General features: G+C 46.1%; 18 protein-coding genes. 8 read left to right on the forward strand and 10 right to left on the reverse strand.

The window, feature by feature from the left end; genetic code table 11:
- Position 1: 1 nt before the first annotated feature.
- On the forward strand, positions 2–760 hold the full coding sequence (locus GC130_RS23940) for a hypothetical protein (protein WP_152000900.1): 759 nt from the start codon (positions 2–4) through the stop codon (positions 758–760).
- On the opposite strand, the gene GC130_RS23945 is transcribed toward GC130_RS23940, so the two are convergent.
- Together GC130_RS23945 and GC130_RS23950 are read right to left on the reverse strand one after the other, a co-directional pair.
- Entirely contained in the window at positions 741–1,529 is a 789-nt protein-coding gene (locus GC130_RS23945) for a LexA family transcriptional regulator (protein ID WP_152000901.1), read from the reverse strand. The two genes, GC130_RS23940 and GC130_RS23945, sit on opposite strands and share 20 nt — an antisense overlap.
- A 13-nt stretch (positions 1,530–1,542) precedes the next feature.
- On the reverse strand, positions 1,543–1,878 hold the full coding sequence (locus GC130_RS23950) for a hypothetical protein (protein WP_152000902.1): 336 nt from the start codon (positions 1,876–1,878) through the stop codon (positions 1,543–1,545).
- A gap of 121 nt (positions 1,879–1,999) precedes the next feature.
- On the opposite strand from GC130_RS23950, the gene GC130_RS23955 reads away from it, so the two are divergent.
- Together GC130_RS23955 and GC130_RS23960 are read left to right on the forward strand one after the other, a co-directional pair.
- The gene (locus tag GC130_RS23955; RefSeq protein ID WP_152000903.1) at positions 2,000–3,226 is read left to right on the forward strand and encodes a sugar MFS transporter; all 1,227 of its coding nucleotides are present in this window, start codon (positions 2,000–2,002) and stop codon (positions 3,224–3,226) included.
- Between the two features lie 97 nt (positions 3,227–3,323).
- A complete protein-coding gene (locus GC130_RS23960; RefSeq protein ID WP_152000904.1) occupies positions 3,324–3,809 on the forward strand; it encodes a hypothetical protein in 486 nt (161 codons plus the stop codon).
- Between the two features lie 42 nt (positions 3,810–3,851).
- Here the strand turns inward: GC130_RS23960 and ppk1 are convergent, their stop codons facing one another.
- Positions 3,852–5,975, reverse strand: a complete 2,124-nt coding sequence (ppk1, locus tag GC130_RS23965; protein ID WP_152000905.1) for a polyphosphate kinase 1 — start codon at positions 5,973–5,975, stop codon at positions 3,852–3,854.
- Between the two features lie 73 nt (positions 5,976–6,048).
- The gene (gyrB, locus tag GC130_RS23970; protein ID WP_152000906.1) at positions 6,049–8,010 is read right to left on the reverse strand and encodes a DNA topoisomerase (ATP-hydrolyzing) subunit B; all 1,962 of its coding nucleotides are present in this window, start codon (positions 8,008–8,010) and stop codon (positions 6,049–6,051) included.
- Positions 8,011–8,200: 190 nt separating this feature from the next.
- On the opposite strand from gyrB, the gene GC130_RS23975 reads away from it, so the two are divergent.
- Entirely contained in the window at positions 8,201–9,511 is a 1,311-nt protein-coding gene (locus tag GC130_RS23975; protein WP_193217981.1) for a leucine-rich repeat domain-containing protein, read from the forward strand.
- A 62-nt stretch (positions 9,512–9,573) separates the two neighbouring features.
- Here the strand turns inward: GC130_RS23975 and GC130_RS23980 are convergent, their stop codons facing one another.
- The 5 genes from GC130_RS23980 to GC130_RS24000 all read right to left on the reverse strand — a co-directional run bounded on the left by GC130_RS23980 (position 9,574) and on the right by GC130_RS24000 (position 15,948).
- Positions 9,574–10,407, reverse strand: a complete 834-nt coding sequence (locus tag GC130_RS23980; protein ID WP_152000908.1) for a hypothetical protein — start codon at positions 10,405–10,407, stop codon at positions 9,574–9,576.
- 308 nt (positions 10,408–10,715) lie between these two features.
- Positions 10,716–12,599, reverse strand: a complete 1,884-nt coding sequence (locus GC130_RS23985; RefSeq protein WP_152000909.1) for a T9SS type A sorting domain-containing protein — start codon at positions 12,597–12,599, stop codon at positions 10,716–10,718.
- Positions 12,600–12,749: 150 nt separating this feature from the next.
- Positions 12,750–13,118, reverse strand: a complete 369-nt coding sequence (locus GC130_RS23990; protein ID WP_152000910.1) for a CoA-binding protein — start codon at positions 13,116–13,118, stop codon at positions 12,750–12,752.
- The gene (locus GC130_RS23995; RefSeq protein ID WP_152000911.1) at positions 13,119–14,981 is read right to left on the reverse strand and encodes a toxin-antitoxin system YwqK family antitoxin; all 1,863 of its coding nucleotides are present in this window, start codon (positions 14,979–14,981) and stop codon (positions 13,119–13,121) included.
- A 4-nt stretch (positions 14,982–14,985) separates the two neighbouring features.
- Positions 14,986–15,948: a tryptophan 2,3-dioxygenase family protein gene (locus GC130_RS24000; protein WP_152000912.1), complete on the reverse strand. Its 963-nt coding sequence runs from the start codon at positions 15,946–15,948 to the stop codon at positions 14,986–14,988.
- Between the two features lie 67 nt (positions 15,949–16,015).
- Between GC130_RS24000 and GC130_RS24005 the strand changes: the two genes are divergently transcribed.
- The gene (locus GC130_RS24005; RefSeq protein ID WP_152000913.1) at positions 16,016–17,239 is read left to right on the forward strand and encodes an acyl-CoA dehydrogenase family protein; all 1,224 of its coding nucleotides are present in this window, start codon (positions 16,016–16,018) and stop codon (positions 17,237–17,239) included.
- Between the two features lie 260 nt (positions 17,240–17,499).
- Complete coding sequence (gene proC / locus GC130_RS24010) at positions 17,500–18,282, forward strand: pyrroline-5-carboxylate reductase (RefSeq protein ID WP_152000914.1); 783 nt, start codon at positions 17,500–17,502, stop codon at positions 18,280–18,282.
- Between the two features lie 43 nt (positions 18,283–18,325).
- On the opposite strand, the gene GC130_RS24015 is transcribed toward proC, so the two are convergent.
- Positions 18,326–18,808, reverse strand: a complete 483-nt coding sequence (locus GC130_RS24015) for a DUF4920 domain-containing protein (RefSeq protein ID WP_152000915.1) — start codon at positions 18,806–18,808, stop codon at positions 18,326–18,328.
- A gap of 329 nt (positions 18,809–19,137) precedes the next feature.
- Here GC130_RS24015 and GC130_RS24020 point away from each other — a divergent pair, with 329 nt between their 5' ends.
- Together GC130_RS24020 and GC130_RS24025 are read left to right on the forward strand one after the other, a co-directional pair.
- Positions 19,138–20,004: a histidinol-phosphatase gene (locus GC130_RS24020; protein ID WP_152000916.1), complete on the forward strand. Its 867-nt coding sequence runs from the start codon at positions 19,138–19,140 to the stop codon at positions 20,002–20,004.
- Positions 20,005–20,097: 93 nt separating this feature from the next.
- Positions 20,098–21,399: an alpha-hydroxy-acid oxidizing protein gene (locus GC130_RS24025; protein WP_226940594.1), complete on the forward strand. Its 1,302-nt coding sequence runs from the start codon at positions 20,098–20,100 to the stop codon at positions 21,397–21,399.
- Positions 21,400–21,938: the final 539 nt, after the last annotated feature.

The following is a 21,938-nucleotide window of genomic DNA, read 5'->3' on the forward strand; positions in this document are numbered from 1 at the left end:
TTTGAAGCACAACTACATGACCAACACAATCTCCATTGACTATTTCACACAGAACATTCCTGCTCCATATTCTTTTCATATTCATGCAGAGCTAGCACCCGCTGACAGTGTATCGGTTTCTTTTAGCCTCACATATACAGACAGAGAAGCGCTTGAGGAAGATGAAATACTAAACGAAGGATTCACTGGAGATGATGACATCAACTGGTCTGGCTCACTTCCCGGCGTATGGAACGAATCGCTGGAAGACCTAATCAAAAAAACTAGCTGGAGTGGCAAGGCTGACAAACTGAGTCGGTGCAAAATAAAAGTGACCCTTGCGGGAGACGAGGCAAAATATCCTGCCAACACAGGTAGCTGGGAATATTGGCTTCAGGAGTTGCAGCAAGCCTGCATCGAAACTGCTAAGGTTGAAAAGCCACTTGAGATGGACTTTGTGAAAGGCGAAAGAAAGCTTTCATTGAAAGGTTCGTTTGAAAAAAGAGAAGCCTTCATTGAAGAGCGGCTTGGTGGATTGGTTGTCAATAAAAAAATCCCCTGGGAAAAGCTTGGAAAGGTGTTAAAGCAAATTTATATCGCCGAATACTACCCGGAGGACGTGCAACCAAACTATAATACCAAGGGAGATACCTTCCTGAATATTGGGGGTGGTCAATGGTTCAACCTGTCAAAGACCAACCTCCATATCAGTAAAAAGAAAGAATGGCTCAGCAAGCTGGAAGCTTCATTTGAAGACCTTATTAGCGGTCCTTCAGCTTAACAACCTCTTGTTGTAACTCCAATACTATTTGTGTAAGCTTTTCCAGGCTCAGCTCTGATGACTTTCCGTCATCAGGAAACTTGAAGCTAATAAAAGCCTTCGCCTCCCAAATCTCCAGCACATCACTTCCCTGAATTTCATAAGGTGTGTAAACGGCATTGTCGGACACCAGGTATAGCTTGCCGTTGTCCTTCAGGTAATTAAATACCCTTTTGTATACAACGCCCTCTTTGCTAGTTACAAGCACATAGGTTTTCCCATTCTTTATGTGATCCGAACTCTCCAGGTATTGGCCTATGATAATCGTGCCGCTTTCAAGGGGCAACATGGAATCACCGCTAATCTCAAATGCCCTGTAAGTAGCATTTTTTGGAAGCACTGGCAATTGAAAACGTGGCAGTTCTTCGATATACTCCGGATCAGCAAATCCATTCAGATAGCCGGCAGAAGCTTTTTGTGGCACGAGTTCTATGTTCTCATTGTCATCTTTGTCCACAGTAATGGACAACACCTTGAACTGTGGTGAGCTTCCACCAGTTCCAATTGGCGATGCCGTCTCTCCCTTACTCAGGTTTTTGCTGATAAAATCGTCCGCTGTGATTTGAAAAAGCTCAGCCATCTTAAGCAACGTTTCAAGTGGTGGCGATGCCCTCCCCTCCTCGTACGCTCCTACCACAGATCGCTTGATGCCGACTTTCTCAGCAAACTGTTCCTGAGTAAGGCCCTTCTGCTTTCTCAAAAAACGTATATTTTCGTTTATATTAACCATATCAATAGCGTTATCAAGCGTCAAAAATAATAAAGTTAAGGTCGTCAGCATCCTTTTTGCCGATGCTGTACAAATTAATGTGGTGAAATGAATCACTGGTATTCATCCGATCAAGCCGCATACGGATTCTCTCGATCACTTTTTTAAGTGTTTCCTCAGCATTCACCAGCACATAGCCATACAGTTGTTTGCGATCAGCAATACTGGCATAAAATTTTACCTGGCATCTTCCCGAGTGAAGCTTCTTCGAAGTGATCTTTATCTTATATTGGTCATCGAAATGGCTCGAATCATAAGACGAGACACTACTCATACTAACATTATTGTCGCTTAAAGCTCTTAACTCCATAATATTTAGCTTTTATGACAATAAATTTAGTAAAAAGTATTTTTACGTGAAAGGGATATTAAAAAAATTTAAATAATGATAATTTCAGGGAATTCTATGAACCACTTAAACTACACTACACATGTCTGAAACAGATAACAAGAACAGGCTATTTTATGGCAGTTGCTTTGCTCTGATCACCACTGCCTTCACCTTTTCGATTCGGGCGGGAATTTTACCCCAGCTGGGCCAGGAATTCAACCTGACTGCCGAACAACTCGGCTTCATCAATTCAATGTGGTTTTTGGGCTTTCCCATCTCCATGATCATTGGTGGGCTGGTTTACTACTCAGTAGGCCCTAAAGTTATCATGCAGGTGGCCCTCTTGTCACATGCTATAGGTATTCTGCTCACCATCTATGCAGGTGGTTACTGGACCCTGATCATCTCGACACTTTTCATTGGCTTTGGCAACGGCTGTACTGAAGCAGCGTGTAACCCAATGATTGCTGACTCCTATTCGGGTACAACGATGAATAAAATGCTAAACAGGTTCCATATGTGGTTCCCTGGGGGTATTGTTATTGGTAGCCTTATTTCAAAGTTCATGACCGACGCCGGCATGACCTGGCAGTCTCAAATTTGGGTGCTTATCATCCCTACCCTTGTGTATGCCTATTTGTTCTGGGGACAAACATTCCCTAAACCTAAGATTGAAGGCCAGTCCTCATTGGCTGAAAACTTCAAGGCGATGATCTCACCAGTTTACATTTTCCTCTTTGTATTCATGGCCTTTACAGCCATTTCAGAATTTGGCCCTCAGCAGTGGGTAAACATTGTACTCAATAGCAGTGGCGTTAGCGGAATGGTACTATTGGCGTTAACCACAGGTGTAATGGCAGTAGGCCGATTCTTCGCCGGCCCGGTTGTAAAAGCTCTCGGCCAAACCGGGGTTTTACTCGGAGGAGCTATTTTTACTTTCATTGGAATCTACCTATTCAGTACCGTTACCGGCCCTATGGCCTACGCTGCAGCCGTTATATTTGCCATTGGCGTTTGCTACTTCTGGCCAGTTATGGTTGGAGCCGTTGCGCAAAGAGCTCCCCTTAGTGGTGCTCTCGGTATGTCTATCGTCGGTGGTGTAGGTATGTTTTCTACTTCTATCTGGCAGCCAATAATTGGCGGATGGATTGACGATGCCAGAGCTGAAGCGCTGTCGCAGGGCCTTACCGGAGATGCACTGGAATTAGCTGCAGGACAAGAGACGTTGACTACCATGTTATTCTTCCCAGGCATCCTGATAGTGGCATTCACCATCTTCTTCTTCTGGCAGAAAGGCAAGAAGCCTGCCGTTGAGGCCGCACACTAACAAAGTCAAAACCGAATTTACAAAAGCCACTTCCAGCGAGGTGGCTTTTTTTGTTATCCATTGAATCGTAATTTCATCTATCCAAAAACTTAGCGCCATGGAGCCTCTCAATATCATGCACGACTATGTGCTGCCAAAGCAATTCAGGTTCTTTGGCATACTCGCCTTAATCTTTGCCATCATATTTTTCACACAACACATCAACCTGTTCGGCTTTCTGGTTTCTTCCGCTTCGATCTTTTTAGGCGCACTTATGCTTACTGCCAGATATGGGCTGTCTATTGACACCTCTCAAAAGCAATACAAAGAATTCGTATCGCTGCTTTGGTTTCAAAGCGGTACCTGGAAGAACTATACTGGCATCGAGAAGATTTTCATCAACAAAATAGTGGAATCAGAAAGGATGGTGAGCCGAAGCGGAGCAAAATTTGATTTCCAGTCGCAGAGCTGCCAGGCGTACATCAAGTTTGACGATGGTCAAAAAATAGAACTAGATAGTGACAAATCGAAAGAAAGACTGCTCTCCAGACTAAACGAGTATAACGAGCAACTTCAGACTATCATTCAAGACAATGCCTTGTGATGGCGGAGCATTGTGGAGTTTTCCAGCCACCCAGCCGAAAGTTTAAAACAAGCTGGCATTCTCAATCATGTCCCTCGTTACCCGGTAAAACTCTTTGTGGATGTTGAAGATCGGTTCATTTTCCCCAGGTTGAACAGCTTCGTAGCTACCGTCTTCCTGCATTACATACTTGTTGTAGTTATCCTTCTGGTTGAACTTCAGAATATTGATGGCCTGCTTTTTAAGGAATGGGTCATTAATCAGAAAAAGTGATTCCAGGCGGCGATCAAAACTCCTTACCATAATGTCGGCGCTGCCTGCATACACTTTTGGCTCGCCATTGTTGTGGAAGTAAAAGATACGGGAATGCTCCAAATACTCTCCTACAATCGAGCTCACAGTAATATTCTCGCTTAGCCCGGCTCTGCCAGGACGAAGGCAACAAATACCCCGAACTGTCAGCTTTATTTGGACACCAGCCTGCGAAGCCTGGTAGAGGGCATTGATTACATCGATGTCTTGCAACGAGTTGATTTTGATGACTATGCCACTGGGTAAGCCTGAGGTGGCGTTCTTCGCTTCATTGAGAATGAGCTCTATCAATGAGTTTCTCATTTCCCTCGGTGCTGTGATCAGGTTCTCATATTTTTCAGGGTAAGAATGTCCGGTAATGGCGTTAAAAAACTCCGACACGTCGCTGGCATATACCTCGTTGGTGCTTAGGATACCTACGTCAGTATACAATCTGGCAGTGGCCTCATTGTAGTTGCCGCTGGCGAGGTGCACATAGCGGGTAACCTTCTCCCCCTCCTTACGCACAATCAGCATCAGCTTTGTGTGGGTTTTTAATAGTCCCACACCATAGATCACAAAGCACCCCGCCTTTTGCAGGCGCTTGGCCTCCCGCATGTTGTTCTCTTCGTCAAATCGTGCTTTGACTTCAAAAAGCACAGACACGTGCTTCCCGTTTTCAGCTGCATTTAACAAAGCTTCTATAATTCGGCTATTTTTGGCCAGCCGGTAAATGGTAAGCTTAATCGACAATACATGAGGATCCTCTGCTGCCTTTTCAAGCAGGTTCATCAGCGGCTCAAACGAGTTGTATGGGTGATGAAGCATGATATCTCTGCGCTTCAATATCTTGAAGATGTTTTCGTCGGCATCCTGACTGATACTGACCGGCTGAACCGGAGCTGGAATAGGCGTGCAGAGGTGCGAAAACTCAGGATGTTTCACGATCTGCCAGAGGCCGGTGTAGTCCATCAAGCCGGGTTTGTGCACAGTGATAACGTTTTCTTCGTCCAGCTCCCACCTCAGCTTCAATTGCTTTATGAGCCACTTATCGTACTTATCCTCCACCTCAATCCGAACGACCCTTCCTGTTTTCCTTGTTTTCAGCTTACTCTTTAGCTCATCGATAAAGTTGGCCTCCAGGTCTTCCGATTCCTCCAAAGTAAAATCACCATTCCTCGTTACCCTAAACAAGGTCTCAGAAATTATTTCGACGTTCTTGAAAAAAGAGTCGATATATGTTCTGACGATGTCTTCTATCGGCACGAAATAAAAAGTATCGTTCCGTTCTATCTCATAAAACCTGGGAAGGTTAGTGGGAATCTGAATAAAAGACATCTTCCTTTTCTCCTCATGCTCCTCCCTGCTTCTGGTAACCACACCGAATATGAGCACGTTGTTGACCAGGATAGGAAACGTATGAAAGGAGTCGAATACCATTGGAGTGAGCATGGGGTGAACCACTTTTTGAAAGTAGTTTTTAACCCTTTCCTGCTCCTTCTTTTGCAGGTTTTCTACATGAGTAATCTTTATACCATTCTTTGGGAGCTCTGGCAAAAGGTGCTCAACGAAGTAGTCTGTTTGCTCTTTGGTAAATATCTTGAACTCACTTAAGAGCCTGCGTTTGAACGGAATTGCCTTGAGTCCGGAGAGATCCACTCTTTCCTTCCCATAGTCCAGGTAGTTGTACAGCGACCCCATTCTGATCATGAAAAATTCATCAGCATTGGAAGCCGTAATGGCAAGAAACTTCAGTCGGTCGAGCAAGGGTCTGCCTTCCTTTTTGGCCTGATCAAGCACCCGATGATTAAACTTCAGCCAGCTCAAATCCCGGCTAATGTATTGACTATTGTCTATTTGTGTTGAATAGCGGTCTTTAAGGATCAGGTCGCTCATGTAAGTATATATTTGTAAACAAAAAAGGGTTCGACAATGTCGAACCCTAAATTAGCTTTTCCGATTCGATTATTTAAACATCTACCTTAGCATACTTGGCATTCTTTTCAATGAATTCACGCCTTGGAGCCACTTCATCGCCCATAAGCATACTGAAAAGGTGATCGGCCTCCGCAGCCGACTCTATGGTCACCTGTTTCAAGCTCCTGAACTCAGGATTCATCGTAGTAGACCATAGCTGCTCAGGGTTCATTTCACCGAGACCTTTGTAACGCTGCAAGCCAATAGAATCTTCTTTGCCATCACCTGCCATTTCCTTGGCTGTTCTTATCCTGTCGTCTTCCGACCAGGCATAACGCTCTTCCTTGCCCTTTTTCAAAAGGTACAAAGGCGGTAGTGCGATGTAGAGGTAGCCCTTTTCAATCAAGGATCTCATGTAACGGAAGAAGAATGTCAGGATAAGCGTGCGTATATGACTTCCGTCAATGTCCGCATCCGTCATAATGATCACCTTGTGATAGCGAAGCTTCTCCATGTTGAGGCCTTTCTCATCGTCCTCAGTGCCAAAGCTCACGCCAAGCGCTGTGATCATATTCTTGATCTCCTCGTTGTCGTATATCCTATGCTCTTGTGCTTTTTCAACGTTTAGAATCTTACCTCTTAAAGGCAAAATGGCCTGGAATTTCCTGTCTCTGCCCTGCTTGGCCGAACCACCGGCAGAGTCACCTTCCACTAGATACAATTCACATGCTGCGGGATCTTTGTCCGAGCAGTCGGCCAGCTTACCAGGAAGGCCTGTTCCTGACAATACGTTCTTGCGCTGCACCATTTCACGGGCCTTGCGAGCTGCGTGACGTGCCTGAGCAGCAAGAATCACCTTAGAAACGATCATTTTCGCTTCCTTCGGATGCTCTTCGAGGTAATATTGAAGCATCTCCGAAACAGTGGTATCAACAGCGCCCATTACATCGGAGTTGCCAAGTTTAGTCTTGGTTTGTCCTTCAAACTGAGGCTCAGCTACTTTCACCGAAATGACGGCCGTAAGTCCTTCTCTGAAGTCATCACCGGCAATTTCCATCTTCACCTTGTCAAGAAGCCCTGACTTGTCGGCATAAGCCTTCAATGTACGTGTCAGCGCCCTTCTGAAGCCGGCCACATGGGTACCTCCTTCAATGGTATTGATGTTGTTCACGTACGACACCACATTCTCAGAATAAGAGGTATTATAGTTCATTGCTACCTGAACAGGGATATCTCCCTTTTCACCATCGATATAGATGGGTGCTGGAATGAGCTTCTCCCGGGTGGAATCAAGGTATTCAACAAATTCGGCAAGCCCTCCTTCCGAATGAAAATCGTCAGTGGTGGGAAGACCATTGTCGTCGAGGTTCCGCTTGTCTGTCAACGTGATGTGTATACCGGCGTTGAGGTAAGACAGCTCCCTTAACCGGCTGGCAACTGTCTCATAGTTGTACTCCAGCGAAGTGAAGATACTTCCGTCGGGTTTGAAATGAATCGTAGTACCACGCTGATCTGTTTCGCCAATTTCGCTTACCTTGGTTTGGGGTATACCCTTAGCGAACTCCTGCTGATAAATCTTACCATTTCTATGAACAGTGGCAATCAATTGCGTCGATAACGCATTCACACAAGAAACACCCACTCCGTGGAGACCTCCCGATACCTTGTAAGTGTCTTTGTCAAACTTACCGCCGGCATGGAGTACAGTCATTACTACCTCCAGGGCAGACTTCTGTTCTTTCTCCATGATATCAGTGGGAATACCCCTACCGTTGTCTTCGACAAGAATGGAATTATCAGTTTCAATTGTCACCTTGATAAGGTCACAATAGCCTGCCAGCGCTTCGTCAATGGAGTTGTCTACTACTTCCCAAACCATGTGGTGAAGGCCTCTGATGCCCACGTCACCTATATACATGGCTGGCCTCTTTCTTACGGCCTCTAGTCCTTCAAGGACCTGGATATTTTGTGCTGAATAATTGTTGCTTTTGCTACTTCCTTTTTCGTCACTCATCTTTCAGTTTTAAGCTCGTCAAAAATAGTATAATTATCACTCTTATACATGTTTAACAGTAGGAAATAATTAACTAAGTTCTTAGTTTTAAGGTATGAAAAGCAAATATGCAGCGTTATCGTTTTTAATCATTATTTTCCCTGTTTTTTTGTTGGCTCAACAGTCATCTGAAGTAAAAAGGGGCAACGAAATGAGGAGCAAGTTCTCCATTGAAATGGGGGAATTTAATTGGCGAAACGCTGTTGCTAACAGTCGAAAAGACACAATTAAATTTCTCAATCTTTCGCACTGTAGAACAGATAGTTTAGGCATCATCCTGAATAGCTATCCTCATATTACCAGTTTAAGTCTAAACAGCACGCTTTTTAATCCCGATGAGCTGCCTGGTATTAAGCTCGATTCTCTGAAAAGACTTGATTTGTCAGGCAATAGTCTGCGGGAAATACCGGCTTTTGTTTTCCGGTTAAAGCAACTAGAGTCTCTTGACCTGAGAAGCAATTTTATTGACAGGATTCCAGGCAAACTGCGAAAGCTCAAACAGCTGGAAATAGTTGACCTCTCGCACAATCGGCTAGACAGCCTGGGATTGACGGCAGGATGGAATTGGCGAATCAGTAAGATCTATTTGAATCAAAACAATCTTACTGAAGTGCCGAAGCAGATAAACAGGCTTCGGAGAATTGAAGAACTGGTAATCATGAATAATGAATTAACGAGGCTCCCATCGAGAACCGGCCGCATCAGAACACTTAGGGCCATGAAGCTGGAGAACAACTGCATTCAGACAGACGGACAAAACCTGCGACCTCTACGGCGCCTGCAGCTATTGAATTTGGACAACAACGACATCAACTACCTCACGCCAAATCTCCTGGCACTAAAAGGACTCAACAACCTGCAGTTCAACAATAATGCGATTCTTGATATTCCAGACTGGATCGATGGCTTTGAACAACTGGAGGCTTTTTCAATGTACAAAAACAGGATCAGCCAACTACCTGCAAGTTTCTACAATCTGAGAAAGCTTAAAGTGATCGACATTTATCACAATGAGCTTGAGGTGATTGATCCCGCTATCAACAATTTTAGTGAGTTGGAAATACTGTATACTTCTTACAACAAGCTCTATTCTGTTCCTGCCGAAATAGCAGACCTGGCTCATCTCAAAGCCCTGTACCTTCACCACAACCGGCTTAGCTACCTGCCGGAAGAATTTGGGAAACTGAATAATCTGGAAATATTCCACGTCAACAACAATTATCTCAGTACGTTTCCTTTGTTTGTTCTGACTTTGAAAAAATTAAGAGAGCTAAAAGTATCTAACAATGATATCAGGGATTTTCCGAGGGAGGTAACAAAACTCGATAAGCTCAAGGTTTTCTTTTTTAACAATGAGCTCATAAGGGATTTCACAGGTAAAGAAGCGGACACAGTGGAATTCCTAAAAAAATACATGACGGCCAATGACATCCTTATTGATTATAAAGCAATGGCCAACTAGATGGTGCGCTTCAACGCTCGAACAATAACCAGCTAAGGGGTTAGCTGCATAATACGCACCGATCAGTCAATTACTACGTCGAACTGCTCATCGTAGTCGCCAATATCAAACTGCACTGAGTATTGACCTGGAGCAAGGGACGAAACATCAAAAAAGATTCCGTCTGATTCCTGCCTCATACTAAATTCAACGGGAGTGCCATTGTGATCAAGCACAGTTGTTGCGTATTCCAGATCGTACAAAGGATCTTCCAGCCTGATTTCAAAAGCTTTTTGCTCTTTGGCTTTGCGAACGGCAGGTTTGCGGTCAACAAAATCAAACGCTACTTTTCGCACGTCAAACATCTCCGTGACACCCTCGCTGCTTGTCTGCGACAGACGATAATAAGTGGCAGCCGGCAGTGGGTTTTTATCCTCAAACTTGTATTGCGTTTCACTGGGTTTTGTGCAAGCTGCCTTTACGATGCCTAAAACATACCAGTTGAGGGCATCAGACGACTTTTCTATTGTGAAGTACTTGTTGTTGTTTTCGCTGGTTGTAACCCAGGAAAGTTCCACGTGACCATTAGTGGCACTGGCAGTCCAGCCACGTAAGCTCAATTTAGAAGCCTCTGGAAATAAGGCATGTGCACCTCGGCTAACGTTATCACCCACAATGGCCTCTGTCTCATCGTCTGCAATTGGCCAATGTTCCGGGCTAACTTCGAACATAATATCCAGCAATTCGCCCTCAAAGTCCAACCTCCAGTTGTCTTGAGACCGAGCATGGTTGGTCACCTCCAGGTTGTTAACCTCAGTCTCGTTATTAACTAATTTCGTTCCATCAGTGGTGGCTTTTCCTTCGGCACTTAGAAGTGCCACGGATAAAAAGGCGAGAAAAATGAGCGTTGACTTCATGGCACTGTTATTTAGGTGAAATGAATATAGGTATCAATAAGATGTGAAATGGAAAGTGTCGACTAACTCCCGGAAAAATTCGTCGAACATTATCATTTCTCAGACCAAATTTCAGCGGCTGCCCGTCGTGCCCGGTACGATCCAACCAGCGGCCGGCAACGGGAATCGAGAGCCAACTTGCATACAGTCCAGAATTTCGATCGTTGGTAAGACACCTTACTTTTAAACTTTCCATCGTAGCAACCACCGAACAAGTAGAGCTTTTATAATCAGACATAACTGGCTGATATTCAGATATAACTAAGCTATCAATCGATAATTACTTTGATGTTTTGGATATAGCTGCCGACGGCCACTTTTACAAAGTAGTATCCAGTTGACAACGAGGTTGCGTCCACAACAACTTCTCCCCACTCCTGGCTTACGTTGGCCTCAACCGCCCTTCCATTCACATCAAACATCTGTATGGCATAGTCGGCCTCCAGCAATACGTCGGGTAGCTTGATTTTGAACAATCCGTTGCTTGGATTGGGGTATAGCAGCAAGTTCGTAGCAAAAAGGTCGAGCTTCACCGACACTATTTCAAACACTTCTGTGGTTCCATCATAGTCAGTTTGCGACAGCCTGTAATAGTTGGTTGAAGGCATTGGCTCTTCATCCATCAGGTCGTAATACATTTTGCGGTCAGTGGTGCCAGCGCCTTCTACTATTTCAAAGACTTCCCAATTTTTGGCATCAGAAGATCTTTCAATAGTGAAGTAATGATTGTTCTTTTCGGCGGCGGTAGTCCAGGTTAGTAAAACCTGATTGTCAACTTCCTTTCCGTTCCAGTTAAGCAGCTCAACCGGCAACACACCTGAAGAAGACTCCATAACACCATCAGCATCAGCCGTTGCACTCGAAGGAGTTGTGCCTCCGGCAACGGCAGTTCCAGCACCTCCGTTGGTTCCATTGGCACCACCAGTACCCTGCGCATTGCTTGTAGAAAAATTGGTTGCCGGCACTGTTCCGGAGAAAATAATCACTCCTTTGCCGCCGCCACCGCCACCGCCATGCGTATTACCGTCGTTGACAGAACTTCCGTTTCCTCCTTTGGCCTCTGTAGCAACAGCACAGCTCAGGCTCCAGTTGTTTACCTGGAAGACGATCGATCCTCCGGCACCAGCACCAGCACCTCCGTCGTTTCCGGTAAGGCCTTTGCTTGCTCCATTAGCTGTGATTGACAAGCCGCCACAACCCCCATTGGTTTGAACAGTTGAAGCCCTGATGATGATGATTCCTCCACCTGCTCCGCCTGTGAGAGACGCACCGTTGTTTTGCTGACCACCGCCACCTCCGCCGCCAAGGAACACCCGTGAGGCATTGATATAAGAGCTAAGGTCCAGCCCTCCAAGGCCACCGGATGTGGGGGTACATCCGCCTGTAGAACCGTCCCAACCCGGGCCACCGGCACCACCTGTAGTGTAGTTGCCACCACCACCCCCGCCTGCATTGTGGAAGTTGCCCCCACCGCCGCCGTTGGCAACCTTGCCTCTGGCAGCACGATAGTTAGTAGATGTTACTTTATAAATGCTCTCGCCTTTTCTGGCGTAGCTATTCGAGTTAGTAATATAGGTAGCTGCATCACAGCCTGTTCCGTCGCCTGTGGGGTTTGGAAGCCCACCAGTGAAACCCTGAGCGTTCACAGAAATGTTATTTGCAAGGGTCAGCGTGTTATTCACGTCGATAGCAAAAACACCACCTACATTCCCATTCCAGGGAAGGGCAGTAAGGTTAGCTGAGGTAGTGTAGTTGACGTATTCGGGGAATGAGATAATTTGAATTGAGCTATTTGTACCCACCACGTATGAGTTGGTGAGTGACGAAGTTAGTATAACTGATGTGGGAGTACCCGCCGACTCGGTAACAGACTGAATCGTCGCCTCTTCATATAGCCCGGCACTACCTATTGTTGATATGTTTCCGAAGTTTGCATTGTTACCAGTGTTAGAGCCGATAACATTGTCCTGCATTTGCATAATGAGAACTTTCTCACCCGCTTCGAAAGTGGCGTAAGTCTCATTTACGTTTGATAGTGAAAGGTTGGCACCAGAAACGTTGGTGACTTTAGCATAGGCATTGATTACTGACTGCCCCTGCGCTGTGGTAAATATTCCTGATAAAATGGTAAAATAAACTAATACATTCTTCATAGCCGTACTCTTAGAAATTCTTAAATCTTCCTAAAAGTACGGCGCCAAATCACACAGGTGTTGAAGACTCGACTAAGCAGGATACGGTTTCGCCCAACTATGCTTATCCTTAGATGAACCGAAATCCCGAAAATTCGAAATCAGCCTTTTTCAGTATTGATTGGTGGAAAGCATAACGAGTGTACATCCTTCAACTACCTCTACTCCTTCACTACGAAGCAGTTCCTCAAGCTCAGGGTTCTCACTGCCTGGGTTGAACACTACTCTCTTTGGGTGCAGTTGGGTAATATAGTCGTAAAGGCTCTTCTGATGCTGAGGGCCGACGTACATTGTAATTGTGTCTACCTCATCGACTATTGGCGAGGATGTTACGTCTAAAATTTTATGACCAAAGACCTCTCCCTTTTTGATGCCTACGGGAACAATTTCGTGGCCTGCCTTCAAAAGTCTGTCAGCTGCGATATAGGCATACCGCTCAGGATTGGTGGTAGCGCCTAGTATTACTGTCTTTTTACTCATTTAGTTAACAAAAAAACCGGGGCCATTTTTGGGCCCAACTAAGAATCCTATATTCACCCCTATTATTATTGGAAATGAAATGTTGCTCTGGTTTAAATCAGAAAACACATTATTTCGTTCAGCCGTTTCCTGATAATTCTTTCTAAGGAGTCTATAGCCGATACCTGCTCCAATATAAGCGTCCACGGTGAACCCACTACCTCCCGGGTCGCTCAGCCACCGGTTGCCAATAAATAGTCCGTATTCAATTTTCTGCTCCTGTGTGCCTATTGTAATGCGGCGGTTGTTCACTCCCGTCGAATCGATGATATGGGCCCGGTGGTCAATAGAAGTAAATGCCACCTCCTGGCCAAAGTAGAACATCCCAAACAGGTTATCGCTATCGTAGAACTTTTGGCGCAGCTTAATTCTGCTTCCTTGCAGAAAGAGTTTATTGTCCAGCACAGAGGAGGATCCTTTGAAAAATGGTTGCTTCAGATAAATAAACTGAAATTCGTAGCCCAGCCTCTCCTGCGAATAGTGTTCGACAGACACCGGCAAGCCCCCAAGTAAAGGTGCAACGGGGTTAGTGGCAAAAATCCACCCCTTGTACTCACCCACCCGTGGTGTAAAATACCGGGAGTTTCGATTCTTAAATTTATACTCTGGTTTGTTATATGGCACCTTGTCAGGCACAAGGTTTTCAGTTTCCGAAAGCCTGAACACCGGTTTATCATCCTCGTAAATAGGTCTATAAAGGCCTGCCAGGCTACCATCTTCGTGGTAGAGCTTCCACTCGCCTACTCTATCGCCATTTCGAACTTCTCCCTCCATTTTTAGGGTACCATTCTCATAATAGCCACGAAAAATGCCCACACCATCGGTAAAAAAGCATTCTCCCTCCAGCACCCCGCTTTCAAAATAATAGTACCACTGGCCAACTTTCACGTCATCCTTCAAGTCGCCTTTCACCTTTATTTTACCGCTCTCGAAGTACTCAGTGTAGGTGCCAAAGCCGTCCTGGTAAAGAACACTCCCCTTCGTCTGCCCATCTCTTTCAAACAACTTCCAAGAGCCATCTTTCTTGCCGTCTGCCAGATTGCCCTCAGCACTAACCGTTCCATCCTCATGGTAATACTTCCAGTTGCCTTCCTTCGTCCCGGCTTCAAACGCCCCCTCTGCAGAAATCTCTCCATTGGTATGGAAATATTTCCAATCCCCTACTCGTTCACCCTCCCTGAACATGCCTTCAGCCTGCTTGCTTCCATCTTCAAAATAGTACACCCACTTGCCTTCACTTTTTCCGCCTTTATTCAAGCCCTGTGCTTTTAGCTGTCCTGATGGATAAAACTCTTTATATATACCTGTTCCGTTTTCATAAAACGCCTGAGCCTTCAGCGTTCCGTCTTCGTAGAAGTAATTCCAAATACCCTGGCGTTCCCCATTTTTGAATGCCCCCTCACTCTTTATGTCTCCATGCTCAAAGTAAAACGTCCAGTTGCCTCCCCGCACTTCGCCATAGAGGCTTCCCTGCATGCTCTTTTTGCCACTTTCGTAGAAGTATTCCCATTTTCCGAAGGGGATTCCATTTTCGAGATATCCCTTCATTTTTATCCCACCACTCTCATAATAGTACTCCCACAGCCCCGTAGCTGTTCCCCGGCTGTAGTTGCCCATCATCTGCTTGTTGCCAGTCACGTAGTAGGATTCGTAAAGTCCCTGCAGCTCTCTGGGGTTGGCATAGGAAACGTGGTATTTTTCCTTCAGGTACTTTTTTTCCTGGTCATAGTAAACAGACTTCTCCTCCTGCGCCTTCAACGACTGAACGACACATAAAAGGCCAAAGGCCAGCAAGAACACCTGTTTAAAGACCGTCGCTACCATTTAGTTATTGACTTGGCGCTGCAACTACACCGGTTGACTTCCCCCATCGATCCAGCTCGGCTTCACTCCAAAGACCAGGGAAGAATGTAACCATTTGAAAGCGGGGTGGCAAGTATTTTTGCCAGTTGGTGCCACCTGTAGCAGCAATTACATCAGGCTCTCTTTGCAGGTACCTGGTGGCCGACTTAAAGTGCGAAAGCGGCCACTTAACGTTCGCCTCCTGATCTAAAGCCCTCATTAATTCTATAAGCTCTTCATCCAGGTGCTTTTCGTACTGCTGCTGATAAACGTCCCAAATCGTTCGGTGCTTGATCTCCTCACCAAATTGAATGAACTCACGATGATATTTATCCTCAAACTGGCGAAGTGTCAGCGTCTTTTTTGATGTAGCCAGCTCCGTTGCCCCTCTTTTCCAGTACAGATTGTCGATAAGTAACTCCACCGAAGGTTCGCCGTGCACACTCTCCCGGTAGGCCTTATCCGTCAGGTTGATCAATGATGTCGATCCGATTTCTATCAGTCGGTATTGGGCAGACTGAAATCCGCTTGCAGGCAGCAGCGCCATTCTGAACTTCAGAAACTGTGAAGGCTCCATGCCATCGATCATTACCTCGAAAGAATCCACCAGGTGTTTCCAGTAGCGAAGGATTCTTTTGATCCTCATTTTAAAAAGGCCAATATCATCGGCGTCGTCGAACGACAGCTGCTTCATTTCGTTTCTTATCAGCTGAAAGTAGAGCTCCGTAATTTGGTGATAAAGGATGAATATCTTTTCATCAGGAAAACCGGTTCTCGGCGTCTGCAAACTCAGCAGGGTATCGAGGTGAATATAGTCCCAGTAGGTAAGGTAATCAGCATGCAAAAGACCGTCGAGATACGATGACAGATCTTGTCCCATCGCCTCATACTTCTCCTCCAATTTTCTGATCTGAGATACGATCTTCTGATCTTTTTCCGAATTGCTCATCAAACAAAGGAATTAATTGTTTTAGTTGTAAATTTGAATGTTTAAAGGGATTTAACCAAAAAATAGCATGTCCGTAAATACATTAACCCCAGGCACCCAAGCCATTAAAAATCAAAAACAAGACCTATTCGAATCTCCCGATTTTTATGAAATCGATGACCTGCTAACTGAGGAACATCTACTGATCAGGAGTTCAGTAAGGGATTTTGTCAAGAAAGAAATCACTCCCTATATCGAACATTGGGCCGAAAATAACCATTTTCCCTATGAGATCGTTCGGAAATTCGGAGAAGTTGGCGCCTTTGGCCCCACCATTCCTACAGAGTATGGCGGAGGCGGGCTGGATTATATTTCTTATGGCCTGATTATGCAGGAAATAGAAAGAGGTGACTCGGGCATGCGCTCTACCGCCTCTGTGCAGGGGTCTCTGGTCATGTATCCTATCTATAGCTATGGCAACGAGGAGCAAAAAATGAAGTACCTGCCCAAACTGGCAAGTGGCGAAATGCTTGGCTGCTTTGGCTTGACGGAACCTGATTTCGGCTCGAACCCGTCAGGCATGAAAACTAACTTCAAAGACATGGGCGACCACTACCTCCTCAATGGAGCCAAAATGTGGATTTCAAACGCTCCTAAAGCAGACATCGCCGTGGTGTGGGCCAAAAACGAAGAAGGCCGGATCCATGGCCTGGTAGTAGAGCGGGGCATGGAAGGCTTTTCTACGCCGGAAACTCACGGCAAATGGTCGCTGAGAGCCAGCTGCACCGGCGAATTGGTGTTTGACAATGTAAAAGTGCCTAAGGAAAACCTACTGCCCGGCAAAAGCGGCCTTGGCGCTCCCATGAAGTGCCTCGACAGCGCCCGCTACGGCATTGCCTGGGGAGCGATTGGTGCGGCTATGGATTGCTACGATGCAGCCCGCAGGTATTCTCTGGAGCGTATTCAGTTCGACAAGCCAATCGGAAGCTTCCAGCTGATTCAGAAAAAACTGGCGGAAATGCTTACGGAAATTACGAAAGCACAGCTGGTTAACTGGAAGCTCGGCAAAATGATGAACGAAGGCAAGGCCACCACACCACAGATTTCGATGGCCAAGAGAAACAGCGTGGCAACGGCGCTGGACATAGCAAGAGAAGCCAGACAAATACACGGCGGTATGGGCATCACCGGAGAGTACCCTATGATGCGCCACATGATGAACCTGGAATCGGTGTTGACCTACGAAGGCACGCACGACATCCACCTGCTGATTTTGGGAAATCATATCACGGGAATTCCTGCTTTCAAGTAAAAGACGGCTCAAATGGCTTTATAAAAGGAGGTTCCTGGTGATGGAGCCTCCTTTTTTTTATTCCTGAGCACCGCCTGCAATGCCATCGAAATCATCATCAAACCGCTATGCACAAACCAAAGTAAGTGACCTGCCAATTTCTCTCTTTCGAGGTGAAACAGGGGGATTTTTAGCAGAAATGAGCTGCGTATTTCCTTCTTGACCAAATTTTCATTAACCTTTGCGCTCGCTTAGATAAACATTCAATTAACAGACGCTTTATGAAGATTTCGATAATAGGTGGTGGCAACCTGGGGGTGGCGATTGCCGAAGGGATAATTAAAAAGAAGTACGCTAAAGCGGAAGACATTACCGTTACCCGTCGAAACGTCCAGTTGCTGGATCACCTGGCCGAAAAGGGTGTGAACATCAGCGCCGATAATGTGCAGGCCACCGAGTCGGCCGACATGGTGATTCTTGCCATCAAGCCCAAGCAAACCAAAGAGGTGTTGCAGCAAATCAAGTTCGCAGTAGAAAAGAAGGGACCTATCGTTGTGTCGGTAGTTACTGGCGTACTTATTCAGGACATGAAGGCCATACTGGGAGCACAGGCCTTAGTTTATAGGGCCATGCCCAATACCGCCATCGCCATTTGCGAGTCGATGACCTGCCTGGCAGGAGACGAGAGCAACAAAGATGCCTCGGAGGCAGTTCTGAAGCTTTTTTCACAGCTTGGCTCTGCTATCTACATTCAGGAGGAGCTGATGAATGCATCTACTATTCTTGGCGCCTGCGGCATTGCCTATGCGCTCAGGTTCATCAGAGCAGCTTCTCAGGGCGGCATCGAAATTGGATTTAGTGCCAAAGTAGCGCAGCTAATCGCCACGCAAACAGTAAAAGGAGCGGCGAGCCTATTGCTTGAAGGCGGGCGACACCCTGAATATGAGATTGACAAAGTAACTACACCGCAGGGATGTACTATTGCTGGCTTGAATGAAATGGAACATCAGGGCTTCAGTTCGGCGCTGATCAAAGGAATCATAACGTCGTACAACAAAATTTAAAGCCTGAGTGCCCACATGCCGAACGGATGTGGGTCATTCTCCCTTATCTCATTAATACCCCAACGGCCTCGAAGGATAATTCCTGAACGGGCTCAATGATAGCGGCGATTTCTTCGGCTGTCTTTCCGGCATCTTTGGCATAGTGTTGCAGTTCTTCAACAGGCGTCAGCGATTTCAATGCCACTCCTTCTATTACTACCTCCCTGCCTTTGGCGTCTTTTGGTACAAAGAAGCCATAGTCTTTGAATGTTACCCTCATGGTTTCGTTGTTGCCAAGATCCAGCTTCATCCAACATCCTTTTGCCTGGCACACCTCAACAATAGTCCCTCTCACTTTGGTGTAGGCTGAATCACCCGGCATCGCTATAAGTTCGGCTACCGGTGCGGCCTGATCGTCGGATATAGTGGCACCAAAGCTTTCGTAGACCGCCTCTTCAGCAACAACAGCTTGCTCATTTTTCACTTCCTTTTGCTGGCAGGCAGTCAGCAGCAATGCTGAAATACCTATATAGAATAGTTTACGCATGATTGTCTATTTTCGCATGAAGATACGAAACACCAGGCCAGGTTATCAACAAAATTGTTGTCGGATTGTGGAAAACTTCTGATTAACAATCGTTTATGAAAGGTGAAGAATTGTTAATATTGAAATAGAAACCTACTTCCCCTAAGTTCAATGAAAATTGGAAAGACCTGGAGCAAAGTCCTTTTAATCGTTGAGGTAACATTGTTTTTCTCCCTCCTGGTGGTTATCGTCATCAACAAATTTTTCATCTCTATTTTTTGAGGTACGCATAACATTTCGTTCATCACATTTTTTCTAAAAACGCCGCTTCTTTTTTGCAAATTGTGTAAATGAAGGGTTGGACAAACTACCACAGCCATACGCACTACTGCGACGGCAAGGGCACAGCAGAAGAGTATATCAGCCGGGCGGTTGCGCTTGGCATGATTTCTTATGGCATTTCATCGCACGCACCCACGCCATTTACCTGGCCGTGGACGATGAAAAAGGAGGCCATGTCCGACTATTTCACTGAGATACAAGACTGCAAAGCGAAATACCTTGGGATTATTGATGTATACAGCAGTCTTGAGGTTGACTTTATACCTGGCGTTGTGTCGGTAAACAGCGACTGGATCATAGACGCCGATCTGGACTACAGCATAGGCTCGGTTCATTTTGTCGATGCCTTTGAGGATGGCACGCCCTGGGAAATAGACGGAGCATCGAAAGTTTTTGAGTATGGATTACAATCTATTTTTGGTGGTGATGCAAAAGCTGCTGTTCAAAGATATTTCGCCCTTACCCGACAAATGATACAAGAAGCTCCGCCCACCATCGTTGGGCACCTCGATAAAATCAAAATGCAGAATGGCAATGGGCTTCTCTTCAATGAAAACGACAGGTGGTACCAAAAGGAGATTATTGAAACGCTGGAAGCGGTGAAAGAAAAAGGGCTGATGCTGGAAATTAACACCAGAGGTTTATATAAAAAGAAAACCACAACGAGCTACCCCTCACCGTGGGTTTTTCGCTACCTGAAGGACATGTCGATTCCCATCATGATAAACTCCGACAGCCATCATACGCAGGAAATGACTGGATTTTTCATCGAAACAGCCGAGCAGTTGATCAGTGCCGGCCTCACGCAAGTGATGGTGCTCCTCAACAATGACTGGCAGGAAGGACGCCTTACTGTCGACGGGATTGAGGTGTGATCAGTTGAGAATGTGCGTCTTTTGCATTAGATTGATATGACGCTAGTTTGATTTTTTAATAGCTATGCTGAACGCCCGAAAAGCAAATGGTTGATGGGCATTTTGCATAACAACAACACACACATGAGCGAACCCATGGATGCCCTCAGTTGGCAAAAGAAGATTTACCTTGACGGCATGGCTGGTATTTTACCGAAGGTACCTGTCGACTTTGCCAAACTTCAGAAAGCCGCCAAAAAGAAAATGAGCAAAGAGGCCTGGGCCTATATTGCTGGTGGCGCAGGTCGGGCGACTACGATGGCTGAAAACCTCTCAGGCTTCAAAAAATGGAAGATTGTTCCCCGCATGCTCAACGATGTATCACGAAGAGACACTTCTACTACCCTCTTTGGCCAAAAGCTTCCCCTACCACTGCTGCTCTCTCCAGTGGGCGTGCTCGAAATGGTGCACAAAAAAGCCGACCTGGCGGTGGGAAAGGCTGCTGCAAAAGCTGGTATTCCCTTTATCTTTTCCAATCAGGCTTCTGTGCCTATGGAAACGGTTGCCAGGGCCATGGGCGACAGCCCAAGGTGGTTTCAACTCTACTGGAGCAAGTCGAATGAGCTGGTGGAAAGCCTGGTGAAAAGGGCCGAGAATTGTGGCTGTTCGGCCATCGTCGTAACGCTCGACACCTCCATGCTCGGCTGGAGAACCAGGGACCTCGACCTGGCCTTCCTCCCCTTCCTGAAAGCCAGGGGCATTGCACAATACACAAGCGATCCGGTGTTTATGCGCCTGCTAAAAGAGAAAGCCATCGGCGAGGAAACTCCTGTTGAAAGGAAAATCAGGCCAACTACCTTTCTGTCCCTTATTCAATTATTAAACAACTACCCAGGCAACTTCTTTAAAAACGCCTTTTCAGGCGAGCCACTGGCAGCCGTCCGACAATTTATCAACATCTACTCCCGGCCCTCCCTTACGTGGCGAGATCTCGCATTTCTGAGAAAAAGAACCAAGCTACCCATACTGTTGAAGGGCATTCTGCACCCCGAAGATGCGAAAATGGCCATGGAGCATGAAATGGATGGCATTATACTTTCTAACCACGGGGGCAGGCAAGTGGACGGTGCTGTCAGCACTATTGAAATGTTGCCAGAAGTGAAAAAAGCCGTTGGTGAAAACTTCCCCATTTTGCTCGATTCGGGCGTACGCTCAGGGGCGGATATGATGAAAGCACTGGCACTGGGTGCTTCAGCCGTTTGCATGGCAAGAAGTTATGCGTTTGGACTTGCCATTGCCGGAGAGCAAGGGGTGTATGACGTGATCAGGAACATGGCGGCAGATTTTGAGCTCAATATGGGCTTGGCTGGTTGCAAGAATATTGAGGAAGTGAAAGCGCTGAAGCTGAGAGAATAGCACTTTTATTGAAGACAAAACCCAAATAACAAGCGCCAAAAGGCAAATAAATCTCAAATTCGAATAAGCGAAATTCGAAACCTTCTACGCCACCAGATCCGCCGTCGCTTGGGCCGTCCTCTGACCTTGGCCTGTCCCCTGACAGCCCAAACACATCGCAAAAGACTTTCGTTAAGGTCCGTCGGGGGACAGACCACGGAGTTGGAGGTTGTTTTCGAGGTTTCTCATTTTGTGCCTTGGAGCTTATTTGAGATTTGTCCTTTTGTTATTTGGGATTTCCTTATACCAGCTCAACTGCTTATTTGAGGTTGATTTTTGACATTTCAACAAATGCCTGATGACCCCTCCCACCTCTTTCAGACTTCCACACCTTGGGTCGTCCTCTGACCCTGGGCTGTCCCCTGACAGCCCACTTGAGTTTGGCTATTTTCGGCAATAAAAAAGTGCGGCCTGGGTTCTTTCAGGTCTAATTCTACGGCTTTGCATCATAGCCTGAAGATTAACGAAGTGGGTAAAATTGATATTTAGGCTTTGAGCAT

This window comes from Imperialibacter sp. EC-SDR9 (genome assembly GCF_902498805.1).
Lineage (GTDB): Bacteria > Bacteroidota > Bacteroidia > Cytophagales > Cyclobacteriaceae > Imperialibacter.

Excerpts from the sequence above, each read along its gene's own strand:
- GC130_RS24015 (WP_152000915.1), bottom strand. The coding sequence starts at position 18,808 with ATGCGTAAACTATTCTATATAGGTATTTCAGCATTGCTGCTGACTGCC.
- GC130_RS23985 (WP_152000909.1), bottom strand. The coding sequence starts at position 12,599 with ATGAAGAATGTATTAGTTTATTTTACCATTTTATCAGGAATATTTACC.
- GC130_RS23955 (WP_152000903.1), top strand. The coding sequence starts at position 2,000 with ATGTCTGAAACAGATAACAAGAACAGGCTATTTTATGGCAGTTGCTTT.
- GC130_RS24020 (WP_152000916.1), top strand. The coding sequence starts at position 19,138 with ATGAAGGGTTGGACAAACTACCACAGCCATACGCACTACTGCGACGGC.
- GC130_RS24005 (WP_152000913.1), top strand. The coding sequence starts at position 16,016 with ATGTCCGTAAATACATTAACCCCAGGCACCCAAGCCATTAAAAATCAA.
- GC130_RS23995 (WP_152000911.1), bottom strand. The coding sequence starts at position 14,981 with ATGGTAGCGACGGTCTTTAAACAGGTGTTCTTGCTGGCCTTTGGCCTT.
- ppk1 (WP_152000905.1), bottom strand. The coding sequence starts at position 5,975 with ATGAGCGACCTGATCCTTAAAGACCGCTATTCAACACAAATAGACAAT.
- GC130_RS23990 (WP_152000910.1), bottom strand. The coding sequence starts at position 13,118 with ATGAGTAAAAAGACAGTAATACTAGGCGCTACCACCAATCCTGAGCGG.
- GC130_RS23960 (WP_152000904.1), top strand. The coding sequence starts at position 3,324 with ATGGAGCCTCTCAATATCATGCACGACTATGTGCTGCCAAAGCAATTC.
- GC130_RS23950 (WP_152000902.1), bottom strand. The coding sequence starts at position 1,878 with ATGGAGTTAAGAGCTTTAAGCGACAATAATGTTAGTATGAGTAGTGTC.
- GC130_RS24025 (WP_226940594.1), top strand. The coding sequence starts at position 20,098 with ATGGGCATTTTGCATAACAACAACACACACATGAGCGAACCCATGGAT.
- GC130_RS23980 (WP_152000908.1), bottom strand. The coding sequence starts at position 10,407 with ATGAAGTCAACGCTCATTTTTCTCGCCTTTTTATCCGTGGCACTTCTA.
- GC130_RS23945 (WP_152000901.1), bottom strand. The coding sequence starts at position 1,529 with ATGGTTAATATAAACGAAAATATACGTTTTTTGAGAAAGCAGAAGGGC.
- proC (WP_152000914.1), top strand. The coding sequence starts at position 17,500 with ATGAAGATTTCGATAATAGGTGGTGGCAACCTGGGGGTGGCGATTGCC.
- gyrB (WP_152000906.1), bottom strand. The coding sequence starts at position 8,010 with ATGAGTGACGAAAAAGGAAGTAGCAAAAGCAACAATTATTCAGCACAA.
- GC130_RS23975 (WP_193217981.1), top strand. The coding sequence starts at position 8,201 with ATGAGGAGCAAGTTCTCCATTGAAATGGGGGAATTTAATTGGCGAAAC.
- GC130_RS24000 (WP_152000912.1), bottom strand. The coding sequence starts at position 15,948 with ATGAGCAATTCGGAAAAAGATCAGAAGATCGTATCTCAGATCAGAAAA.